The 16387-nt window shown below is 69.8% G+C and carries 18 protein-coding genes and 1 pseudogene; 7 read left to right on the top strand and 12 right to left on the bottom strand.

Features of this window, described 5'->3' with window-relative positions; translation table 11 throughout:
• Window positions 1-7 precede the first annotated feature (7 nt).
• Genes G6N16_RS05445 through G6N16_RS05435 form a run of 3 tightly spaced genes read right to left on the bottom strand, consistent with a single transcriptional unit; the run spans window position 8 to window position 3134 of the window.
• On the bottom strand, window positions 8-505 hold the full coding sequence (locus G6N16_RS05445; protein ID WP_083031515.1) for a type III secretion system chaperone family protein: 498 nt from the start codon (window positions 503-505) through the stop codon (window positions 8-10).
• Window positions 493-1794 carry a D-inositol-3-phosphate glycosyltransferase gene (gene mshA, locus G6N16_RS05440; RefSeq protein ID WP_083031516.1) on the bottom strand — a complete coding sequence of 434 codons (1302 nt, stop codon included), beginning with the start codon at window positions 1792-1794 and terminating at the stop codon, window positions 493-495. The genes G6N16_RS05445 and mshA overlap by 13 nt, the downstream gene beginning before the upstream one ends.
• 56 nt (window positions 1795-1850) lie before the next feature.
• Window positions 1851-3134 carry an ROK family protein gene (locus G6N16_RS05435; RefSeq protein WP_083031518.1) on the bottom strand — a complete coding sequence of 428 codons (1284 nt, stop codon included), beginning with the start codon at window positions 3132-3134 and terminating at the stop codon, window positions 1851-1853.
• Window positions 3135-3302: 168 nt separating this feature from the next.
• Here G6N16_RS05435 and G6N16_RS05430 point away from each other — a divergent pair, with 168 nt between their 5' ends.
• On the top strand, window positions 3303-4043 hold the full coding sequence (locus tag G6N16_RS05430) for an SDR family oxidoreductase (protein WP_083031534.1): 741 nt from the start codon (window positions 3303-3305) through the stop codon (window positions 4041-4043).
• Between the two features lie 33 nt (window positions 4044-4076).
• Here G6N16_RS05430 and G6N16_RS05425 read toward each other — a convergent pair whose 3' ends face one another.
• The 3 genes and pseudogenes from G6N16_RS05425 to G6N16_RS05415 form a co-directional block, all read right to left on the bottom strand.
• Window positions 4077-4265, bottom strand: a complete 189-nt coding sequence (locus G6N16_RS05425) for a hypothetical protein (protein WP_163787784.1) — start codon at window positions 4263-4265, stop codon at window positions 4077-4079.
• Between the two features lie 353 nt (window positions 4266-4618).
• A pseudogene (locus G6N16_RS05420) lies at window positions 4619-5932 on the bottom strand (L,D-transpeptidase); the annotation flags it as partial.
• Window positions 5933-6058: 126 nt separating this feature from the next.
• On the bottom strand, window positions 6059-7117 hold the full coding sequence (locus tag G6N16_RS05415) for a UDP-N-acetylmuramate dehydrogenase (protein ID WP_083031521.1): 1059 nt from the start codon (window positions 7115-7117) through the stop codon (window positions 6059-6061).
• Window positions 7118-7143: 26 nt separating this feature from the next.
• Here G6N16_RS05415 and G6N16_RS05410 point away from each other — a divergent pair, with 26 nt between their 5' ends.
• From G6N16_RS05410 to G6N16_RS05395, 4 genes are read left to right on the top strand one after another with little or no spacing between them, the layout of a single operon-like run.
• On the top strand, window positions 7144-7653 hold the full coding sequence (locus G6N16_RS05410; RefSeq protein ID WP_083031522.1) for a DUF2505 domain-containing protein: 510 nt from the start codon (window positions 7144-7146) through the stop codon (window positions 7651-7653).
• A 7-nt stretch (window positions 7654-7660) separates the two neighbouring features.
• A complete protein-coding gene (locus G6N16_RS05405; protein ID WP_083031524.1) occupies window positions 7661-8473 on the top strand; it encodes an SAM-dependent methyltransferase in 813 nt (270 codons plus the stop codon).
• A gap of 2 nt (window positions 8474-8475) precedes the next feature.
• Complete coding sequence (locus G6N16_RS05400) at window positions 8476-9261, top strand: carbon-nitrogen hydrolase family protein (protein WP_083031525.1); 786 nt, start codon at window positions 8476-8478, stop codon at window positions 9259-9261.
• A 59-nt stretch (window positions 9262-9320) separates the two neighbouring features.
• Entirely contained in the window at window positions 9321-10313 is a 993-nt protein-coding gene (locus tag G6N16_RS05395; RefSeq protein WP_234805884.1) for an LmeA family phospholipid-binding protein, read from the top strand.
• Here the strand turns inward: G6N16_RS05395 and G6N16_RS05390 are convergent.
• The 5 genes from G6N16_RS05390 to G6N16_RS05370 form a co-directional block, all read right to left on the bottom strand.
• Entirely contained in the window at window positions 10310-10723 is a 414-nt protein-coding gene (locus G6N16_RS05390; RefSeq protein ID WP_083031527.1) for a DUF2599 domain-containing protein, read from the bottom strand. The two genes, G6N16_RS05395 and G6N16_RS05390, sit on opposite strands and share 4 nt — an antisense overlap.
• A 3-nt stretch (window positions 10724-10726) precedes the next feature.
• A complete protein-coding gene (locus G6N16_RS05385; protein ID WP_083031537.1) occupies window positions 10727-11002 on the bottom strand; it encodes a DUF2516 family protein in 276 nt (91 codons plus the stop codon).
• Window positions 11003-11128: 126 nt separating this feature from the next.
• Complete coding sequence (locus tag G6N16_RS05380) at window positions 11129-11797, bottom strand: heparin-binding hemagglutinin (RefSeq protein WP_083031528.1); 669 nt, start codon at window positions 11795-11797, stop codon at window positions 11129-11131.
• A 57-nt stretch (window positions 11798-11854) separates the two neighbouring features.
• On the bottom strand, window positions 11855-12313 hold the full coding sequence (locus G6N16_RS05375) for a helix-turn-helix domain-containing protein (RefSeq protein ID WP_083031539.1): 459 nt from the start codon (window positions 12311-12313) through the stop codon (window positions 11855-11857).
• Between the two features lie 86 nt (window positions 12314-12399).
• Window positions 12400-13704, bottom strand: coding sequence for a DUF445 domain-containing protein (locus G6N16_RS05370; RefSeq protein ID WP_163787783.1), 1305 nt, complete (start codon window positions 13702-13704; stop codon window positions 12400-12402).
• A 154-nt stretch (window positions 13705-13858) separates the two neighbouring features.
• Between G6N16_RS05370 and G6N16_RS05365 the strand changes: the two genes are divergently transcribed.
• Both G6N16_RS05365 and G6N16_RS05360 read left to right on the top strand, forming a co-directional pair.
• Window positions 13859-14566, top strand: coding sequence for a TetR/AcrR family transcriptional regulator (locus G6N16_RS05365; RefSeq protein ID WP_083031586.1), 708 nt, complete (start codon window positions 13859-13861; stop codon window positions 14564-14566).
• Window positions 14567-14579: 13 nt separating this feature from the next.
• Window positions 14580-15440, top strand: a complete 861-nt coding sequence (locus G6N16_RS05360) for a polyphosphate kinase 2 family protein (RefSeq protein WP_407663618.1) — start codon at window positions 14580-14582, stop codon at window positions 15438-15440.
• A 43-nt stretch (window positions 15441-15483) separates the two neighbouring features.
• Here G6N16_RS05360 and G6N16_RS05355 read toward each other — a convergent pair whose 3' ends face one another.
• Window positions 15484-16377: a cyclopropane mycolic acid synthase family methyltransferase gene (locus tag G6N16_RS05355; protein ID WP_083031589.1), complete on the bottom strand. Its 894-nt coding sequence runs from the start codon at window positions 16375-16377 to the stop codon at window positions 15484-15486.
• Window positions 16378-16387: the final 10 nt, after the last annotated feature.

Here is a 16387-nt window from a genome sequence, read left to right as displayed (position 1 = left end):
CAGAACGCTATTCGTCAAACAGATGCTCGAAGGCCTCAAGGTTCTTCAGGGACTCCCCGCGCTCGACCCGCCACGCCCACTCCTTGCGGATGGAGTCGGCGAAGCCGAGTTCGAGCAGGGTGTTGAAATCCGAGTCGACGGCTTCGAGCACCTGTCCGAGCACCCGGTCGATCTCGTCGGCGGTCACCGATTCGGCGGCCATCCGGCCGATCAGGTAGATGTCGCCGACATTGTCCAGCGTGTAGGCGACGCCGTAGAGCCGCCGATTGCGCTTGAGCAGAAAGCGATACACGCCCTCGAAGTTCTCGTCGGGCCGCCGGCAGACGAACGCCTCCACCCGCACCGAATGCTCGCCGATCTGCACCAGGGTGTTGGTCTTGAGCTTGCGTTCGCCGGGCAGCTCCACCACCAGTCCCGGCAATCCGCCGTGCGCGCCCGGGAACTCGCTGTAGGTCAGCTCGCGCTCATCGAGCGCGTCGGTGATCGTCGTCTTCAGGTCGCCCATGCCCGCACTCCCCTGCGCATGTTCCAGCGCCGGCTCGCCCGGCGCGCGGCGGCATCCCGGGCGGGCACCCGCACCCGGGAGTAGTCGGCGATCGCACGCCGGTAGGACTGCTGCAGCGCGTCGGCGGTCCGCTCCCAGGAGAATCCCCGAGCGTGCGCAACTGTGTTGCACCGCAACGCATCCAGCCGATCACCGGTAAGCAGGTCGGCCAACGCGTCCGCCCAGACCGTCGGGTCGTGGCCGTCGATCAGTACGCCGGTGGACCCGTCGTCGACCGCGACCGGAAGCCCGCCGACGCTGGCCGCGACCACCGGGGTGCCGCATGCCTGCGCCTCCACCGCCACCAGACCGAACGACTCCGAATAGCTCGGCACCGCAACAAGGTCGGCCGCCCGGTAGAGCCGGACCAGGCTCTCCCGGGATTGCGGCGGCAGGAAGTGCACGGCGTCGGCGATACCCAGATCGGCGGCCAGCCTGCTCAGCCCGTCGGGCGAGGCCAGGCCGGAACCCGAAGGGCCACCGGCGATCACCACCTGCACGGCCAGCCGGTCACGCAACAGCGCAACAGCCCGCAGCAGCACGTCGGGAGCCTTGAGCGGCTGGATCCGGCCGACGAACGCCACCAACGGCCCGCCGGGCAACCCGAAACCGGCACGGGCCGCCGCCCGGTCGCCGGGGGTGAACAATTCCAGATCCACCCCGGGATGCACGACGTCGATCCGGTCCGGAAAAGCACCGTGCAGCGAAACCAGTTCGGCCGACTCAGTTTTGGTGTTGACGATCAGCCGGTCCGCGGCGTCGACCACCTGCTGCTCACCGACCGCGCGCAGCGGCGGCTCCGGGCTGTCACCGTCGGCCAGTGCGGCGTTCTTCACCGCGGCCAGGGTGTGCGCGGTGTGCACCAGCGGCACCCCCCAGCGGTCGGCGGCCAACCAACCCACCTGACCGGAGAGCCAGTAGTGCGAATGCACGACGTCGTAGTGGCCCGGATCGTGGCCGGCCTCGGCGCGCAGCACCCCGGCGGTGAACGCGCACAGCTGGGTCGGCAGGTCGTATTTGTCCAGGCCCTCGAACGGGCCGGCGACCACGTTGCGCACCGTCACCCCCGGCGCCACGGTGACCACCGGTGCGTCCGTCGAGCTGGTGGCACGGGTGAAGATGTCGACCGCGACACCGCGGCGCGCCAGATGCAGGGCACTCTGCAGGACGTAGACGTTCAGCCCGCCGGCGTCCCCGTTGCCCGGCTGAGCCAGCGGCGAGGTGTGGACGGACAGAACGGCGACGCGCACACTTCCATACTTGCACGGCCGCCCAGCCTGCCAAGGTTCACCTCACCTGCCAGGACCTACCCGGCGCGACGCAACGCCTTGATCGGGTCGGCGTACAACGCCGCGAGGGCAACGACCCCGGCGCCCGCCTCCTGCACCCGACCACCGAAGCTGGTCACCCGGATGGACCGCGGCGCCAGCACGCTGCGCTCGGCGTAGGCGGCCTGCAGCACCTCCATGGCCTCCGGGTAGTCGGTGAAGGCCTGACCGCCGACCACGAGCTCGTCGGGATTGAGCAGGTCACGCAGCAGCGCGACGGACTCACCGAGCACCCGGGCCCGTTCGGCGAGCAACTGTCGCGCCGCCGGGTTACCGGCCCGCGCCGCCGCCAGCAGCGCCGACATCGCCGTGCCCGGGGCGCCGCCGTCGGGCAGCACACCGGCCCGACGGGCCGCTGCCAGCACCGCCTCATCGCTCACGGTGGATTCCAGTGCCCCGGATCCGCCGAGCAACTCCGAGTGCGCCGGCAACGCGGCGATGGTGCCCGGGCCGCTGGCCGGGCTGTGCACCCGGCCGTCGATGACCAGCGCGTAGCCGACGGTTTCCCGGGCGTAGACGTACAGCCGGCTGGCATTGCCGGCTCCCCGGCCGCGCGCGGCCAGCAGCAGCTCGGCGCCGGCCATCGCATCCACGTGGGCGGCCACCGACACCGGCAGCCCCAACGCCTCGGCCAGCACCGGACCGACCGGGGCCGCCGACCAGCCCAGCCGGTGGTGATCGACGTGGCCGGTGGCGCTGTTGACGACGCCGCCGATCGTCACCCCGACCGCCAGAGTGCGCCGACGGTGCCAGCGACTCAGGTACCGCGCGGCGCTGCCGGCCAGTGCGGCCAGCGCGGCCTGCTGCCCCCCGCGCGGGGTGGGGGTCTCCACGGTGTCCAGCGCCCGGCCCAGCAGATCGGTGGCGACGATGCTGGTCGACCGCGCGCCGATGTGGATGCCCAGGGTCAGGTAGGGCTCGTGGTTGACCTCGACCGGTATCCGCGGGCGCCCGACCGCACCGGCGGCGGCCAGGTCGGCGCGTTCGCGCAACAGATCGGCGTCCAGCAGCGCGGATACCTGGCGGTTGACCGTGGCGATGGACAGCGAGGTGTACCGGGCGATGGTGTCACGGGCGATCGGGCCGTGGACGCGGACCGCGCCGAAGACTCCGGCCGCAGCCGATTCGGCGACCTGCAGCGACGGCGTGACGATGTGATTGCGCCGCAGCGGACGTGGCCGCGGGGCGTCGGTGCGCGCGGTGTGGGCGCGGGCGACAGGGGGAACGGGGGTGGGGAGAACGGAAACGGAGGCGGTGCGCACGGCTGGTGTCCTTAACGGGAAGTCGGAGCGGAGGAAAACGGGCCGCGCCGACTGAGAAAAGGATCAGGCGCAGCAGAAACCCGGACAACAACACATGCCGGCGTGCGCCGCGGCAGGGTGTCCGGTGAACATGGGTGAGAATTTAGCACGCTGACTAACATGTTTTCGGTGAGCAGCCGCAACACCGACAAACCCGTCGCCGTCGTCACCGGGGCCAGTTCCGGGATCGGCGAGGCAACCGCGAAAACCCTGGTCCAGCAAGGATTTCACGTCATCGTTGCGGCCCGTCGCGAAGACCGCATCAGACGGCTCGCCGAGCAGATCGACGGCACCGCGGTTGTGGCGGACATCACAGACGGCGACGACGTGGCGGCGCTGGCGGCGGTCGTGGCCGATCTCGGCGGCCGGCTGTCGGTGCTGGTGAACAACGCCGGCGGCGCCTGGGGCCTGGAACCGGTCGCCGAGGCGGATCTGGAGCACTGGCGCTGGATGTGGGAGACCAATGTGCTGGGTACGGTGCGGGTCACCCGGGCCCTGCTGCCGGCACTGATCGCCTCCGGCGACGGCCTGATCGTCACGGTCACGTCGGTAGCGGCGTTCGAGACCTACGTCGGCGGCGCCGGCTACACCTCGGCCAAGCACGCCGAAGCCGCGCTGCACCAAACGCTGCGCAAGGAACTGCTGGGGCAGCCGGTGCGGATGACCGAGATCGCGCCGGGTGCGGTGGAGACGGAGTTCTCGCTGGTGCGTTTCGACGGCGACGCCGAACGCGCCGACGCGGTGTACGCCCAGATGACGCCGCTGACCGCCGACGATGTGGCCGAGGTGATCGGCTTCGTCGCGTCCCGGCCCTCGCACGTCAGCCTGGACCGGATTGTCATCCGCCCCCGCGACCAGTCGCCGCGCTGAGCGACGTCCCGAGCCGTCCACAACGTGCGTGGATCAGACGTCCATCAGTCTGACGGTTGCACGACGAATCCGTCGTCGGGCGCGGTTTTCGGTTTCCAAGTGGTCGCTCGACGCGGAAATCGGGGGCGAGCGACCACTCACGAACACGATCGTCGACGCCCCGAGACCGTGACCTGCGGTTTTACCGAGCGCGTTCGACGGTTCGCGTGCATAGGTGGTCACTCGGCCTGCCTTACGGGGTCGAGCGACCAATTACGTACCGCCACCCGTGCGAACCGTCCGTTTTGTTGCCGGTGGCCTCGGCTTCCCCTCGGACCACGGGTGGACTTTGCACACCCGTCCCGACGGGATCGTGTGCACTGCAGGCGCACCCGCCCCGGCCGGAAGCCACGCAGTCGCATCCACCACCGTCGAAGACGGTTGACAAGCACCCGCAGCCGCGCTGCGCGGCATCGGGGTTAGCCGCCCGCGCCGGCCGTCGTCGTGGTGGTCGCTGTGCTCGACGACGGAACGCTCGACGAGGGGGTGGTCGACGATGTCGTCGGCGCCGCACCGGTCGTGGTGGTGGTCGTCGTGGTGGTGGTGGTGGTCGTCGTCGTGGTGGTCGACGTCGGGGTGCCCGACAGGGTCGGCGCGCCCGACGGTGTCACCGGGGCGGTCGACGGGATGTTGGCCGGGTTGCCGTCACCGAGGGCCGACATCGCCTTCCAGTCCTCCCAGCTGACCACCCAATCCCACAGGTCGCCGTCGGCGTAGGACAGCTCGATCGAGGTGCCGGTGACCTCCACCGGGTCGCCGTACATGGCGGTGTGGAAGTACGCCTCGGCGTCGGCGGTGGACAGGTTGATGCAACCGTTGGTGACGTTGCTGTTGCCCTGTGCGCCGGCACTGTTCGGGTTGGCGTGGATGAACTCGCCGTTGTTGGAGATCCGCACCGCCCAGCGCTCGTGAATGTTGTTGTAGCCGGCGGCCGGGTTGGACATGTAGAAGTCGGCGTACTTCTCGGTGACCACGTGGATGCCGCTGCGGGTGACGTTGCGCGGCAGGTCACCCTCGCCGTAGCTGCACGGGAAGTCGAACAGAACACCATCGTCGGTGATCACCTGGATCCGGTGGCTGGTGGCGTCGGCCTTGACCACCTGCCGGCGCCCGATGGTGAAGTCCAGCGTGGAGTCGCCGGCACCGAAGTGCCCGTCGCCGAAATCGACGCCGTAGAGCTTGGCCTCGACCCGCACTGTGGTGCCGGGCGGGTAGTACTCGCGGGTGCGCCAGTGCACCCGGGAGCCCTCCGCCTCGTCCGGCAGCCAGGCCCAGCTGCCCTCGACGGGCGGCTCGGTGTGCACGGTCAGGGCTCGCTCGACGGCCGCCTTGTCCGTGATCGGCGCGTCGAACTGCAGGATGATCGGGGCTGCGACGCCGACGGTCTGGCCGTCGGCGAGCTGGAACTGCCCGTTGACGGTGGCCTTGGGAGCCAGCGTGGTGAACTTCGCCGCCAGCGGCACGGCCTTGCCGTCCTGCCCGACCGCCGACCCACTCCACACGTAGGTCTGGGAGAAACCCAGCGGCTCGGTGACGGTGAACACGGTGCGCTCGCGGTTCAGCACCCCGGCGACCGGTTTGCCCTCGGAGTTGGTCAGCGCGGCCCGCTGCAGCCAGCCGTTGGCGACCTGCACCGATACCGGCACCGTCGGGTTGATCTGGGTACTGGCGTCGGCCGGGGTGAAGGTCAACTTCAGCTCCGGCGGCGTGGCCTCCCCGCCGGAATCCTTCGACCCGGAGAAACAACCGGCCAGCGCGGCCGGCGCGGCGGCCCCCAGGACCAGAGCACCGAGAACACGCCGTCGGTTGAGCACCGGCGGGTTCGGCGAGCGGTGTAGTTCCGCGAGCACGAGGCCCGCCGCAGATGACGGCGGCGTGTGCAGGGTATTTCGGTCCGGATTCACTGGTTCACAGGATACGGAACCGCCGTGACAGAACCGAAATCCTGGGACTGAGATCACCGTCTCGGGCGAGACTCAGATCACCACGCCGACCAGCACAGGTTCGGGTTCCAGCCGGATACCGAAGCGGGCAACGACGCCGTCGCGGACGGCGCGGGCCAGGGCCACGATGTCGGCGGTCGTCGCGTCGCCGCGGTTGGTCAGCGCCAGCGCGTGCTTGGTGGACAGCCGGGCCGGGGCACCGGGCCCCGGGAAGCCCTTGCCGAACCCGGCCTGCTCGACCAGCCAGCCGGCGGCCAGTTTCACCCGGTCACCGGCGGGATAGTTCGGCACCGGGCCGTCGACCGTCGCGCACACCGCCCGGTACTGCGCCTCCGTCACCACCGGGTTGGTAAAAAACGATCCGACGCTCCAGGTGTCGTGGTCGTACGTGTCGAGCACCATGCCCTTGCCGCGGCGCAGCGCCAGCACGGCGTCGCGGACCCGCACCGGGTCGGTGCGCTCCCCCGGCTGCACGCCCACCGCGCGACTCAGTTCGCCGTAGCGCAGCGGCGCGCTGCGCCCGCCGGCGTCCAGGGCGAACTCCACGTCCAGCACGACCGCCTCGGCGGAGCCCTTGAGCACGCTGGTCCGGTAGGCCAGCCCGAGGCGGTCGGCGGCCACCCAGTCCACCCCGCCGGTGCGGCGGTCCAGCAACCGGACGCAGGTCAGGGTGTCGGAGACCTCGACACCGTAGGCGCCGACGTTCTGCACCGGGGTCGCGCCGGCCGACCCGGGGATCCCGGACAGGCATTCCAGCCCACCCAGTCCGGCGGCCAGCGCCGCGACGACGACGTCGTCCCACGTCGCTCCGGCGTAGGCGCGCACCCGGTTCCCGTCGATCTCGATACCGGGGCCGGCCAGCCGGATCACCGTCAGCTCCGCGCACTCGTCGCCGAGCACCACATTGGATCCGCCGGCCAGCAGCAGCGCGTCGGTCCCGTCGGCGTCGAGGGCCCGCACCACGGCGACGGCCTGGGCGGCGTCCGCGCAGGTGATCACCCGTCGGGCGACCGGTCCGGTGCGCAGCGTCGTCAGCGACGCCAGCGGCACCTGCTCGGCCACCGCCGCGCCCGCGTAGCGTGCACCGGTCACGGAGCACAACGGTAGCCTGACCAGCTATGCCGCGTTCATTCGACATCACCGCTGCCTATGACAGCAGTGTCGAGGTCGTACTGGCGGCATTCGCCGACGAGCAGTACTGGCTCACCCGCCTCGCCGAATCCGGCGCCGACGAGGCGATCCTCGACGAGTTGGTGGTGGGCGCCGACGGCGCGATCCTGGTCCGCACCACGCAGGTGCTGCACCGCAACAAGCTGCCCGGGGTGGTCGCCCAGTTCCACCGGGGCGACCTGCGGATCACCCGCCGCGAACAGTGGAGCGCGGTGTCCGACGGCACCGCCGGGGCCACCGTCTCCGGCGCCATCCCCGGCGCCCCGGTGTCGCTGAACGGCGACGCGTTGCTGGCGCCGCTCGATGTCGGCTCGGCGCGGCTGGTGCTGCGGGCCAGCGTCGACGTCCGGGTGCCGCTGGTCGGCAGCAAGATCGAGAAGATGCTCGGCGGGCAGCTCACCGAACTGATGCAGATCGAGCAGCGCTTCACCACCGAGTGGATCGCCGGCCGGCGCTGAGGCGCTGATGTCCAAACCACTCGGTGCCAAACCCCTCGGTGTCATCACCCGCGGCACCACCGGCCGCAACCGGCTGCGGCGCAGCGACCGGTGGCTGGTGCACCACCCCCGGGTACAACGCGTGCTCGCCGAGGCCTCCGACCCGCTGGTGGTGGATCTGGGCTACGGCGCCCTGCCGGTGACGACCCTGGAGCTGGCGGCCCGGTTGCGCCGGCTGCGCGCCGACGTCCGGGTGACCGGGCTGGAGATCGACCCGGCGCGGGTGGCCGCCGCGGCCCCGTCGGCCGGCGCCGGGGTGGAGTTCGCCCGCGGCGGGTTCGAACTGGCCGGGCTGCGCCCGGTGCTGGTGCGGGCGTTCAACGTACTGCGCCAGTACCCGGAGGCCGAGGTGCCCGCGGCGTGGCAGCGGCTGCGGGCCGGCATCACCGGTGACGGGCTGATCGTCGACGGGACCTGCGACGAGCTGGGCCGGCGCTGCTGCTGGGTGCTGCTGGACGCCGGCGGGCCGGTCAGCCTGACCCTGGCGTGCGATCCGCGCCGCATCGAAGTGCCCTCGGACCTGGCCGAACGACTACCCAAGGCGCTGATTCACCACAACATCCCCGGCGAGCCGATCCACGACCTGCTGACCGCCGCCGACGCCGCGTGGGCGTCAGCCGCCGGGCAGTCGGTGTTCGGGCCGCGGGTGCGCTGGCGGGCCATGCTCGAGCGGTTGGCCGCCACCGGGGTGCCCGTCGAGCAACCGCGGCGCCGGCTGCGCGACGGGATACTGACGGTTCCGTGGGAGTTCGTCGCACCGGCTGCCGGTCCTAGTCTGTAACCATGCGGATCGCCCTGGCCCAGATCGCCGCCGGCACCGACCCGGACGTCAATCTGGCGACGGTCGCCGAGCACACCGCGCGGGCCGCCGCGGACGGGGCACGGCTGGTGGTGTTCCCGGAGGCCACCATGTGCCGGTTCGGCACCTCACTGCGGGAGATCGCCGAACCGTTCGACGGGCGGTGGGCCGACGGCGTGCGGGCGGTGGCCGACGAGCACGGCGTCACCGTCGTCGCCGGGATGTTCTGCCCGGCCGGTGACGGCCGGATCACCAACACGCTGCTGGCCACCGGCGGCGGGGTGGCGGCCCGCTACGACAAGATCCACCTCTACGACGCATTCGGGTTCACCGAGTCGCGCACCGTCGCCCCGGGTGACCGGGCGGTGCTGATCGAGGTCGACGGTGTCACCGTCGGCCTGACCACCTGCTACGACATCCGGTTCCCCGAGCTGTACGTCGAGTTGGCGCGCCGCGGCACGACGCTGATCACCGTCAGCGCGTCGTGGGGCGCCGGCCCGGGCAAGGCCGAGCAGTGGACCCTGCTGGCCCGGGCCCGGGCACTCGACGTCGGCGGCTACGTCGCCGCCGTCGACCAGGCCTATCCCGGTGCCGAGATCGCGAAGCTGGGCCCGACGGGCGTCGGCGCCAGCCTGCTGGCCTCGCCGTGGGGTGAGCCGCTGGTCACCGCGGGTGCCGAGCCGTCGTTGCTGATGTGCGACATCGACCCGGCGGTGGCCGTCACCGCCCGGGAGACCCTGGGCGTGCTGACCGCCCGCAACCACCGCTGAACCGCTGGGCTGGAAACGCCTGCTGCGGTCCCACAGCCGGATAAGGCAGAATCGCCCAGGTGACGAATCCGCCGCAGGGCCCCGGTGCTCCCGACGACGCGCAATGGGCGCAGCGCCCGCCGCAGCAGCCACCGGTTCCGCCGCAGCAGCCCCCGGTCGAGCCGACGGTGCAGATCCCCCGCCAGGATCCCGACGCCACCATCGCCATCCAGCAGGCGACATCCCAGGCCGCCGCGCCGCAGCCGGCTGCAGCCCGGGCGACGCCCGCCGCGGTCCCGGCGGCCGAGATGCCGGCGGAGTCCGAACCCGGGAAGATCCGCCGCCTGCTGTCGGACCCGCTGTCGGTCGGCCTGGTCATCGTCATCGTCGTCGCGCTCGGCTTCGCCGGGCTGATCGGCGGTGAGCTGTACTCCCGGCACCGCGCCGACCAGATCGTCAGCGCCATCGTCGCGTGCGTGGTCAAGGACGACGCCACCGCGTCGTTCGGCGCGATGCCCCCGTTCCTGTGGCAGCACTTCACCCGCGACTACTCCGAGATCAGCGTCGAGACCGCGGGCAATCAGATCCGCGACGCCAGCGGGATGAAGCTGAACCTCGAGCTGCGCGACGTGTCGCTGTCCGACAGCGGCGATTCCGCCGGCACCATCGGATCGGTGGTCGCCAACGTGGACTGGGCCACCTCCGGCATCAAGACGACCGTGCAGAACGCCCTGCCGCTGGTCGGTTCGATGGTGTCCTCGGTGACCACCAACCCCAGCGCCGGCACCATCACCGTCGACGCCGGCCTGGCCACCATCGTCGCCCGCCCCACCGTCGTCAACGGCGCACTGTCTCTGCAGGTGGTCAGCCTGACCGGGCTCGGGCTGATGCTGCCGAAGGAGACCGTGCAGCCGCTGCTGGACGCCGCGACCGCGGATCTGACCAAGGACTACCCGATGGGTATCAAGGCCGACAGCGTGACGGTCACCGACTCCGGTGTGCGCACCCAGCTGTCCGCGCAGAACGCGACCATCCCCAAGAGCGGCAACGACCCCTGCTTCCAGGGGATCTAGAGCCGCTCCTCCGGGCCGCCGGGGTTGCAGTGGGCGGCCAGCATCTGCGAGCCGGTGACGACGGGCCGCCACGGTTCCAAGTTCCAGCTGGACTTGCCGGGCTCGGCGAACTCCGCCCAGTGCCAGTGGCAGCTGAACTGGTCGGCCATGCCGGCGGTGTCGGCGTCGGGTTGCAGCGCCAGCACCTCCGACCAGGCCTCACCGGTCAGCAGCGATCCGCCCGGCGCCGTCGCGGCGGCCCGCCCGGCCGGCGTCGGGTAGACCCGCAGGCTGGCCTTGCCGTCCCAGGACGTCCATTCGGTGTGGTCGATATAGGGCGGCGCGATGTCGACGTCGGCCTCCGCCTGAGCCGGGGAGACCAGGGCGGCCAATGCCAGACCGGCGGTCAGCACGACAGCGGCGATACGCATATCTCAGCGTGACTTTCCCTGGATTTCCAGGAGTTTGGGGCGCACGTCGGCCAGGTACACCCCGGACGCGCACGCGGCGATCGCGATGCCGGTGATCGAGTGGTAGAGCACGCCTAGCACCGCCAGCCCGACGGCCGCCACCAGGATGAGCAGCCACACCGGCTTGGTCAGCTTCCCGACCGCGGTATAGGCGTCCGGGCGCTGCAGCCCGGCATGTACGGCCGCGTATCCCGCCATCACCAGCACCGCGAGGGCCAGCACGAACACGAGATAGAACATCACGTCGTACAGGATCGTCTTCAGCACCGCTCCACCCTAAACACGCACGGGCACGCCGTCGAACTCATCGCACACAGCAAAGGCCGGACCGGTGTGAACCGGTCCGGCCTCGCCGTGGTGACGGAATTACTTCTGGGTGACCTTCTTGGCCGGAGCCTTCTTGGCCGGGGCGGCCTTCTTGGCGGCGGCCGGGGCGGCCTTCTTGGCCGGAGCCTTCTTGGCCGGGGCCTTCTTCACCGCGGCGGCGGCACCCTCGACCTTGACCTCGGCGTCCAGCACGGCCTCGTCGACCTTCTTGGGCAGCTCGACGCCGACCAGCTTGGCGGCACGCTCACCCACGGCGCGGGTCTGCGCGGCCACGTTGCCCAGGGCGTCCTGGGTCAGCTCGACGGCCTGGTCCACGTAGCCCTCGGCGCGGTCGGTGACCTGCTCGATGGCGGGCTGGTTGCGCAGGCGCTCAAGGGCGGCCTCGCCGCGCTCGACCAGCTTCGAGTAGGTGGCCTGGGCGGACTCGGCGTAGCCCTCGGCGACCTTGCGCAGCTCGTCGGCGGTCAGCTTCTCGCGCAGCTCACCGAGCTGCTCGGGCAGCTCTTCCTGCAGCTTGGTCAGCCGGTCACGGGCCTCTTCGCGGCCCGAGGTGAGGCGCTCACGGGCCTCACCGGCGCGCTCGCCGGCCTCGCCGGCACGCTCGCGAAGGGTCGCGACGATCTCGTTGACGGTCGCCAGGGCCAGGTCGGCAGCGCCGACGGCGGCCAGCAGCGGGGCCTTCAGTTCTTCAACAGTGTTCTCAGCCATTTTCTTTTCCTCCTGAATCAGATGGATGTCGGTTGGTGGATGGACGGGTTCTGGGGATCAGTCAGTGGTTGGCTCCTCAACGACGGCCAACGGCAGAGCCGGTGGCGGCGGTGGCGGCGGTGGTTCGGCGGGCGCGGACTCGAGCTGGTCGAGTTCGTTCTGCCGCAGGAACGATGCGTAGATGTCCAGCAGGGACTGCTTCTGCCGTTCGGTGATGGCGATGTCGTTGATCACCGCGTCGCGCACGGCGTTGCTCTCGGCCGGTTCCAGGATGCCGGCGCGGATGTAGAGCACCTCGGCCGAGACGCGCAGGGCCTTGGCGATCTGGCCGAGCACCTCCGCCGACGGCTTGCGCAATCCGCGCTCGATCTGGCTCAGGTACGGGTTGCTCACCCCCGCTCGGGCGGCGAGCTGGCGGATCGAGACCTGGGCCGCCTCGCGCTGCGACTTGATGAACTCGCCGATGTCGGACGCGGCGGCGGTGACCACGGTGGCCAGGTTCTCGTCCTGGGTCACGGTGCTCACCTCCTGTCGGTATTACTGTCCGGTAACACCGACATTACGCCACCCCGCTAGCAATTGCAAGCACTAGTTAGCGCAGGTCAGAATATGATCTGCGCCACTGTATAGATGACCAGCCCGGCCAGCGACCCCACCACGGTGCCGTTGATCCGGATGAACTGCAGATCCCGGCCGACGTGCAACTCGATCCGCCGGCTGGCGTCGTCGGCGTCCCACCGCTCGATGGTCTCGGTGATGATCGAGGTGATCTCCACCCCGTACTGCGCGACGAGATGTTTGGCCCCGCGCACGATCCAGTCCTCAACCTTGGCCCGGGTCTCGGGCTCCGCCTGCAACGACTCGCCGATGCCGATCACCGAATCGGCGATCCGCAGCCGCAGCGTGCTCGACGGGTCCTCGACCCCGTCGAGCACCAGCGTCTTGAGCGTCCGCCAGGCCGTCTCGGCGGCCCGGGTGACCTCGTCGCGGCCCATCAGCTGTTCCTTGACCGCCTCAGCCTTGGCGATCGTCATCGGATCGTTCTGCAGGTCCTCGGCGAACTCGAACAGGAACCGGGTGGCCGACCGACGCAACTCGTGGTTGGGATCGCGGCGCACCTTGTCGGTGAAATCCATCAGCTCCCGGTGGATCCGGTCACCGACCAGGTGATCGACGAAGCGCGGGCTCCAGCTCGGCGAATCCCGGGTGACCACCCGGTCGATGGTGTCGCCGGCAGCGAGGGCCCACTCGAACGCCCGGTCGGCCAACAGCTGCAGCAACGCCTCCTGGCGCCGCTCGGCCAGCAGCGTGGAGAGCACCCGGCCCACCGGCGGGCCCCACTGCGGCTCGGCGATCCGGCGCACGATCATCCGGTCGATGACCTGCTGCACGTCGTCGTCGTTGAGCAATTCCACCGCCACCCGCAGCACCGTCGCGGTCTCGGTGGCCACCCGCATGGCGTGCCCCGGGTCGATCAGCCAGTCACCGAGGCGCGCCGGGATGTCGGCGTCGCGGATCTTGGTCTCGACGACCTGTGGGGACAGGAAGTTCTCCCGGACGAAGGTGCCCAGCCCCTCGCCGAGCTGGTCCTTCTTACGCCGGATGATCGCGGTGTGCGGGATCGGCAGGCCGAGAGGGTGCTTGAACAGCGCGGTGACGGCGAACCAATCGGCCAGCGCACCGACCATGCCCGCCTCGGCGGCCGCGCTCACGTAGCCGACCCATGCCGGCGGCTCGCCGAGAGACTCGATCCAGGTGCAGACACCGAAGATCAGCGTCGCGCCGATCAGGAATCCCAGCGCGACAGCCTTCATCCGGCGCAACCCCCGGCGCCGCTCGGCGTCGGCCTCCACATCCGCACCCGCGAAGGATTCGGCCAACGAGTCGGTCAGAGCTGCACGCGTCACAGGTTCATCATTGCAGCCGGGTTCGTGGAACCCAGCGTTCCTCACCGACCCAGTTACTGTGACCGCCGCAGGCCGCGACGGGGCGTGTGACACCACGCCCGGCAGCGCCACCCCGTAGACTGGGGACAGACTCACCGAACGGAAACCACCAATCGTGACCCAGCAGCCGCAGCCCGGCGTCGTCAAGATCGACGGCCGCAAACGTCGCTGGCACCAACACAAGGTGGACCGGCGCAACGAGTTGGTGGACGGCACCCTGGAGGCCATCCGGCAGCGCGGACGCGACGTCAGCATGGATGAAATCGCCGCTGAGATCGGCGTTTCCAAGACCGTCCTGTACCGCTACTTCGTCGACAAGAACGACCTCACCACGGCCGTGATGATGCGGTTCGCCCAGACCACGCTGATCCCGAACATGGCCGCCGCGCTGTCGGCGCATCTGGACGGCTACGACCTCGTCCGGGAGATCATCCGGGTCTACGTGGAGACCGTCGCCGCCGAGCCCGAGATCTACCCGTTTGTCTTCGCGAACAGCTCCGCCAGCAAAAGCAAGGTGATCGCCGACAGCGAACGGATCATCGCCGGGATGCTGACCGTGATGTTCCGTCGGCGGATGCAGGATTTCGGCATGGACACCAAAGGTGTCGAGCCCTGGGCGTACATGATCGTCGGCGGCGTCCAGCTGGCCACCCACTCCTGGATGTCACACCGGCGGATGAGCTCCGACGAGCTGATCGACTACCTGACGATGATGGCGTGGAGCTCGCTGTGCGGGATCGTCGAGGTCGGCGGCTCGCTCGAGGTGTTCCGCAACACCGAACACCCCTCCCCCGTGCTGCCCCCGAAGGTCGACCCCGCCTGATCTAATGGCTGCCATGTCAGCGCTGCCCGACCTCTGGACCCACAAACCGCGTTCGGTACTCACCTTCCGCCCGGGCACCCGAGTCGCCGATATCGACACTAACGCCACCCCCGGCTTCTCCGGCGAGAAGTCCGACGCCCCGGACCTGCAGGCCGAGCGCAACGGGGTGTTTGCCGCGCTGCAGGAACAGCTCTACGCGTGCGGCAAGACCGGCACCGACAGCCGCAGCGTCCTGCTGGTGCTCCAAGGCATGGACACCGCCGGCAAGGGCGGCATCGTCGAGCACGTGGTCGGCGCCGGGAACCCGATGGGCATCCGGTACACCAGCTTCGGTGTCCCGACGGCCGAGGAACGCGCACACCACTACCTGTGGCGCATCCGCAACGCGCTGCCCGGGCCGGGGAAGATCGGGGTGTTCGACCGCAGCCATTACGAGGACGTGCTGGTGGTCCGGGTGCACGAACTGGTCCCGCCCGACGTGTGGGGCGCGCGCTACGACGAGATCAACGCCTTCGAGAAGGAGCTGACCGACGCCGGCACCGCCATCGTCAAGGTGGCCATGTTCGTCTCCCTCGACGAGCAGAAACGCCGGCTGGCCGAGCGGCTGGAGCGGCCCGACAAGTACTGGAAGTACAACCCGGGCGATCTGGACGAACGCGCGCTGTGGCCGGCCTACCAGGACGCCTACCAGACCGTGCTGGACCGCACATCCACCGAGTACGCGCCCTGGCACGTGGTGCCCTGCGACCGCAAGTGGTACGCCCGGCTGGCGGTGACCGAGCTGCTCATCGAGGCCCTGCACGGTATGCAGCTGTCCTGGCCGCCGGCCGACTTCGACGTCGAGGCAGAGAAAAAGCGCCTGGCCTCCGCGTAGCGGATCCTCAGGCGCCTTCTCGGGTCTGCTCGGCCGGTGGGCGTCAGGCGGTCGCGCCGCCCTTGGCCAGCGTGAACTGGCCGACATTGGTGATGCCGCGGTGGAAGAAGTCCGCGCAGCCGGTCAGGTAGTGCATGTACTTGTCGTAAACCTCTTGGCCTTGCATGGCGATCGCCGCGTCCTTGTTGGCCTCCAGGTTGGCGGCCCACAAGTCCAGGGTCTTGGCGTAATGCGGCTGCAGCAGGTGCACCCGCTCCAGGGTGAAGTTCGAATCGGCGGCCAGCTTCTCGATGTCCTCCACCGCGGGCAACTGCCCACCCGGGAAGATCTCCTCGCCGATGAACTTCATGAACTTCAGGTCCGAGATGGTCAGCTTGATGCCGTTGTCCCGGAAGAACTTCTGCGTGTGCGCCAGGATCGTGTGCAGCAGCATCCGGCCGTCCTCGGGCAGGATGTCGTAGGCCTTGGCGAAGAACGCCGGATACCGCTCGGCCTTGAACGCCTCGAACGCGCCGATGGACACGATCCGGTCCACCTTGTCCTCGAATTCCTCCCAACCCTGCATCCGCACCTCGACAGTGCGCTGGGTGGGGATGCCGGCCAGCAGCTTGCGACTGTAGGCGCTCTGGTTCTTGCTCAACGTGATGCCGATGACGTTGACGTCGAACTTCTCCACGGCCCGGCGCAGCGCCCCGCCCCAGCCACAGCCACAGCCGATATCCAGCAACGTCATGCCGGGCTCCAGGTTGAGCTTGCCCAGTGCCAGGTCGAACTTCGCGTTCTGTGCCTCTTCCAGTTCCATGTCGTCACGCTCGAAGTACGCGCAGGTGTAGCCCATGGTCGGGTCGAGGAACAGCGCGAAGAAGTCGTCCGAGACGTCGTAGATCGACTGAGATTCCTCGTAGTACGGCGCAAGGTCCGCTTCAACCTGAGACATTTCCGAACAC

Source organism: Mycolicibacterium insubricum (assembly GCF_010731615.1).
In the GTDB taxonomy this organism is placed as follows: domain Bacteria; phylum Actinomycetota; class Actinomycetes; order Mycobacteriales; family Mycobacteriaceae; genus Mycobacterium; species Mycobacterium insubricum.
The sequence above is the reverse complement of the archived record's forward strand: the minus strand, read 5'-3'. Positions and strand labels throughout refer to the sequence as shown.

Excerpts from the sequence above, each read along its gene's own strand:
- G6N16_RS05445 (WP_083031515.1), bottom strand. The coding sequence starts at position 505 with ATGGGCGACCTGAAGACGACGATCACCGACGCGCTCGATGAGCGCGAG.
- G6N16_RS05410 (WP_083031522.1), top strand. The coding sequence starts at position 7,144 with ATGCCGCGTTCATTCGACATCACCGCTGCCTATGACAGCAGTGTCGAG.
- G6N16_RS05405 (WP_083031524.1), top strand. The coding sequence starts at position 7,661 with ATGTCCAAACCACTCGGTGCCAAACCCCTCGGTGTCATCACCCGCGGC.
- G6N16_RS05400 (WP_083031525.1), top strand. The coding sequence starts at position 8,476 with ATGCGGATCGCCCTGGCCCAGATCGCCGCCGGCACCGACCCGGACGTC.
- G6N16_RS05390 (WP_083031527.1), bottom strand. The coding sequence starts at position 10,723 with ATGCGTATCGCCGCTGTCGTGCTGACCGCCGGTCTGGCATTGGCCGCC.
- G6N16_RS05385 (WP_083031537.1), bottom strand. The coding sequence starts at position 11,002 with ATGTTCTATCTCGTGTTCGTGCTGGCCCTCGCGGTGCTGGTGATGGCG.
- G6N16_RS05380 (WP_083031528.1), bottom strand. The coding sequence starts at position 11,797 with ATGGCTGAGAACACTGTTGAAGAACTGAAGGCCCCGCTGCTGGCCGCC.
- G6N16_RS05360 (WP_407663618.1), top strand. The coding sequence starts at position 14,580 with ATGTCAGCGCTGCCCGACCTCTGGACCCACAAACCGCGTTCGGTACTC.
- G6N16_RS05355 (WP_083031589.1), bottom strand. The coding sequence starts at position 16,377 with ATGTCTCAGGTTGAAGCGGACCTTGCGCCGTACTACGAGGAATCTCAG.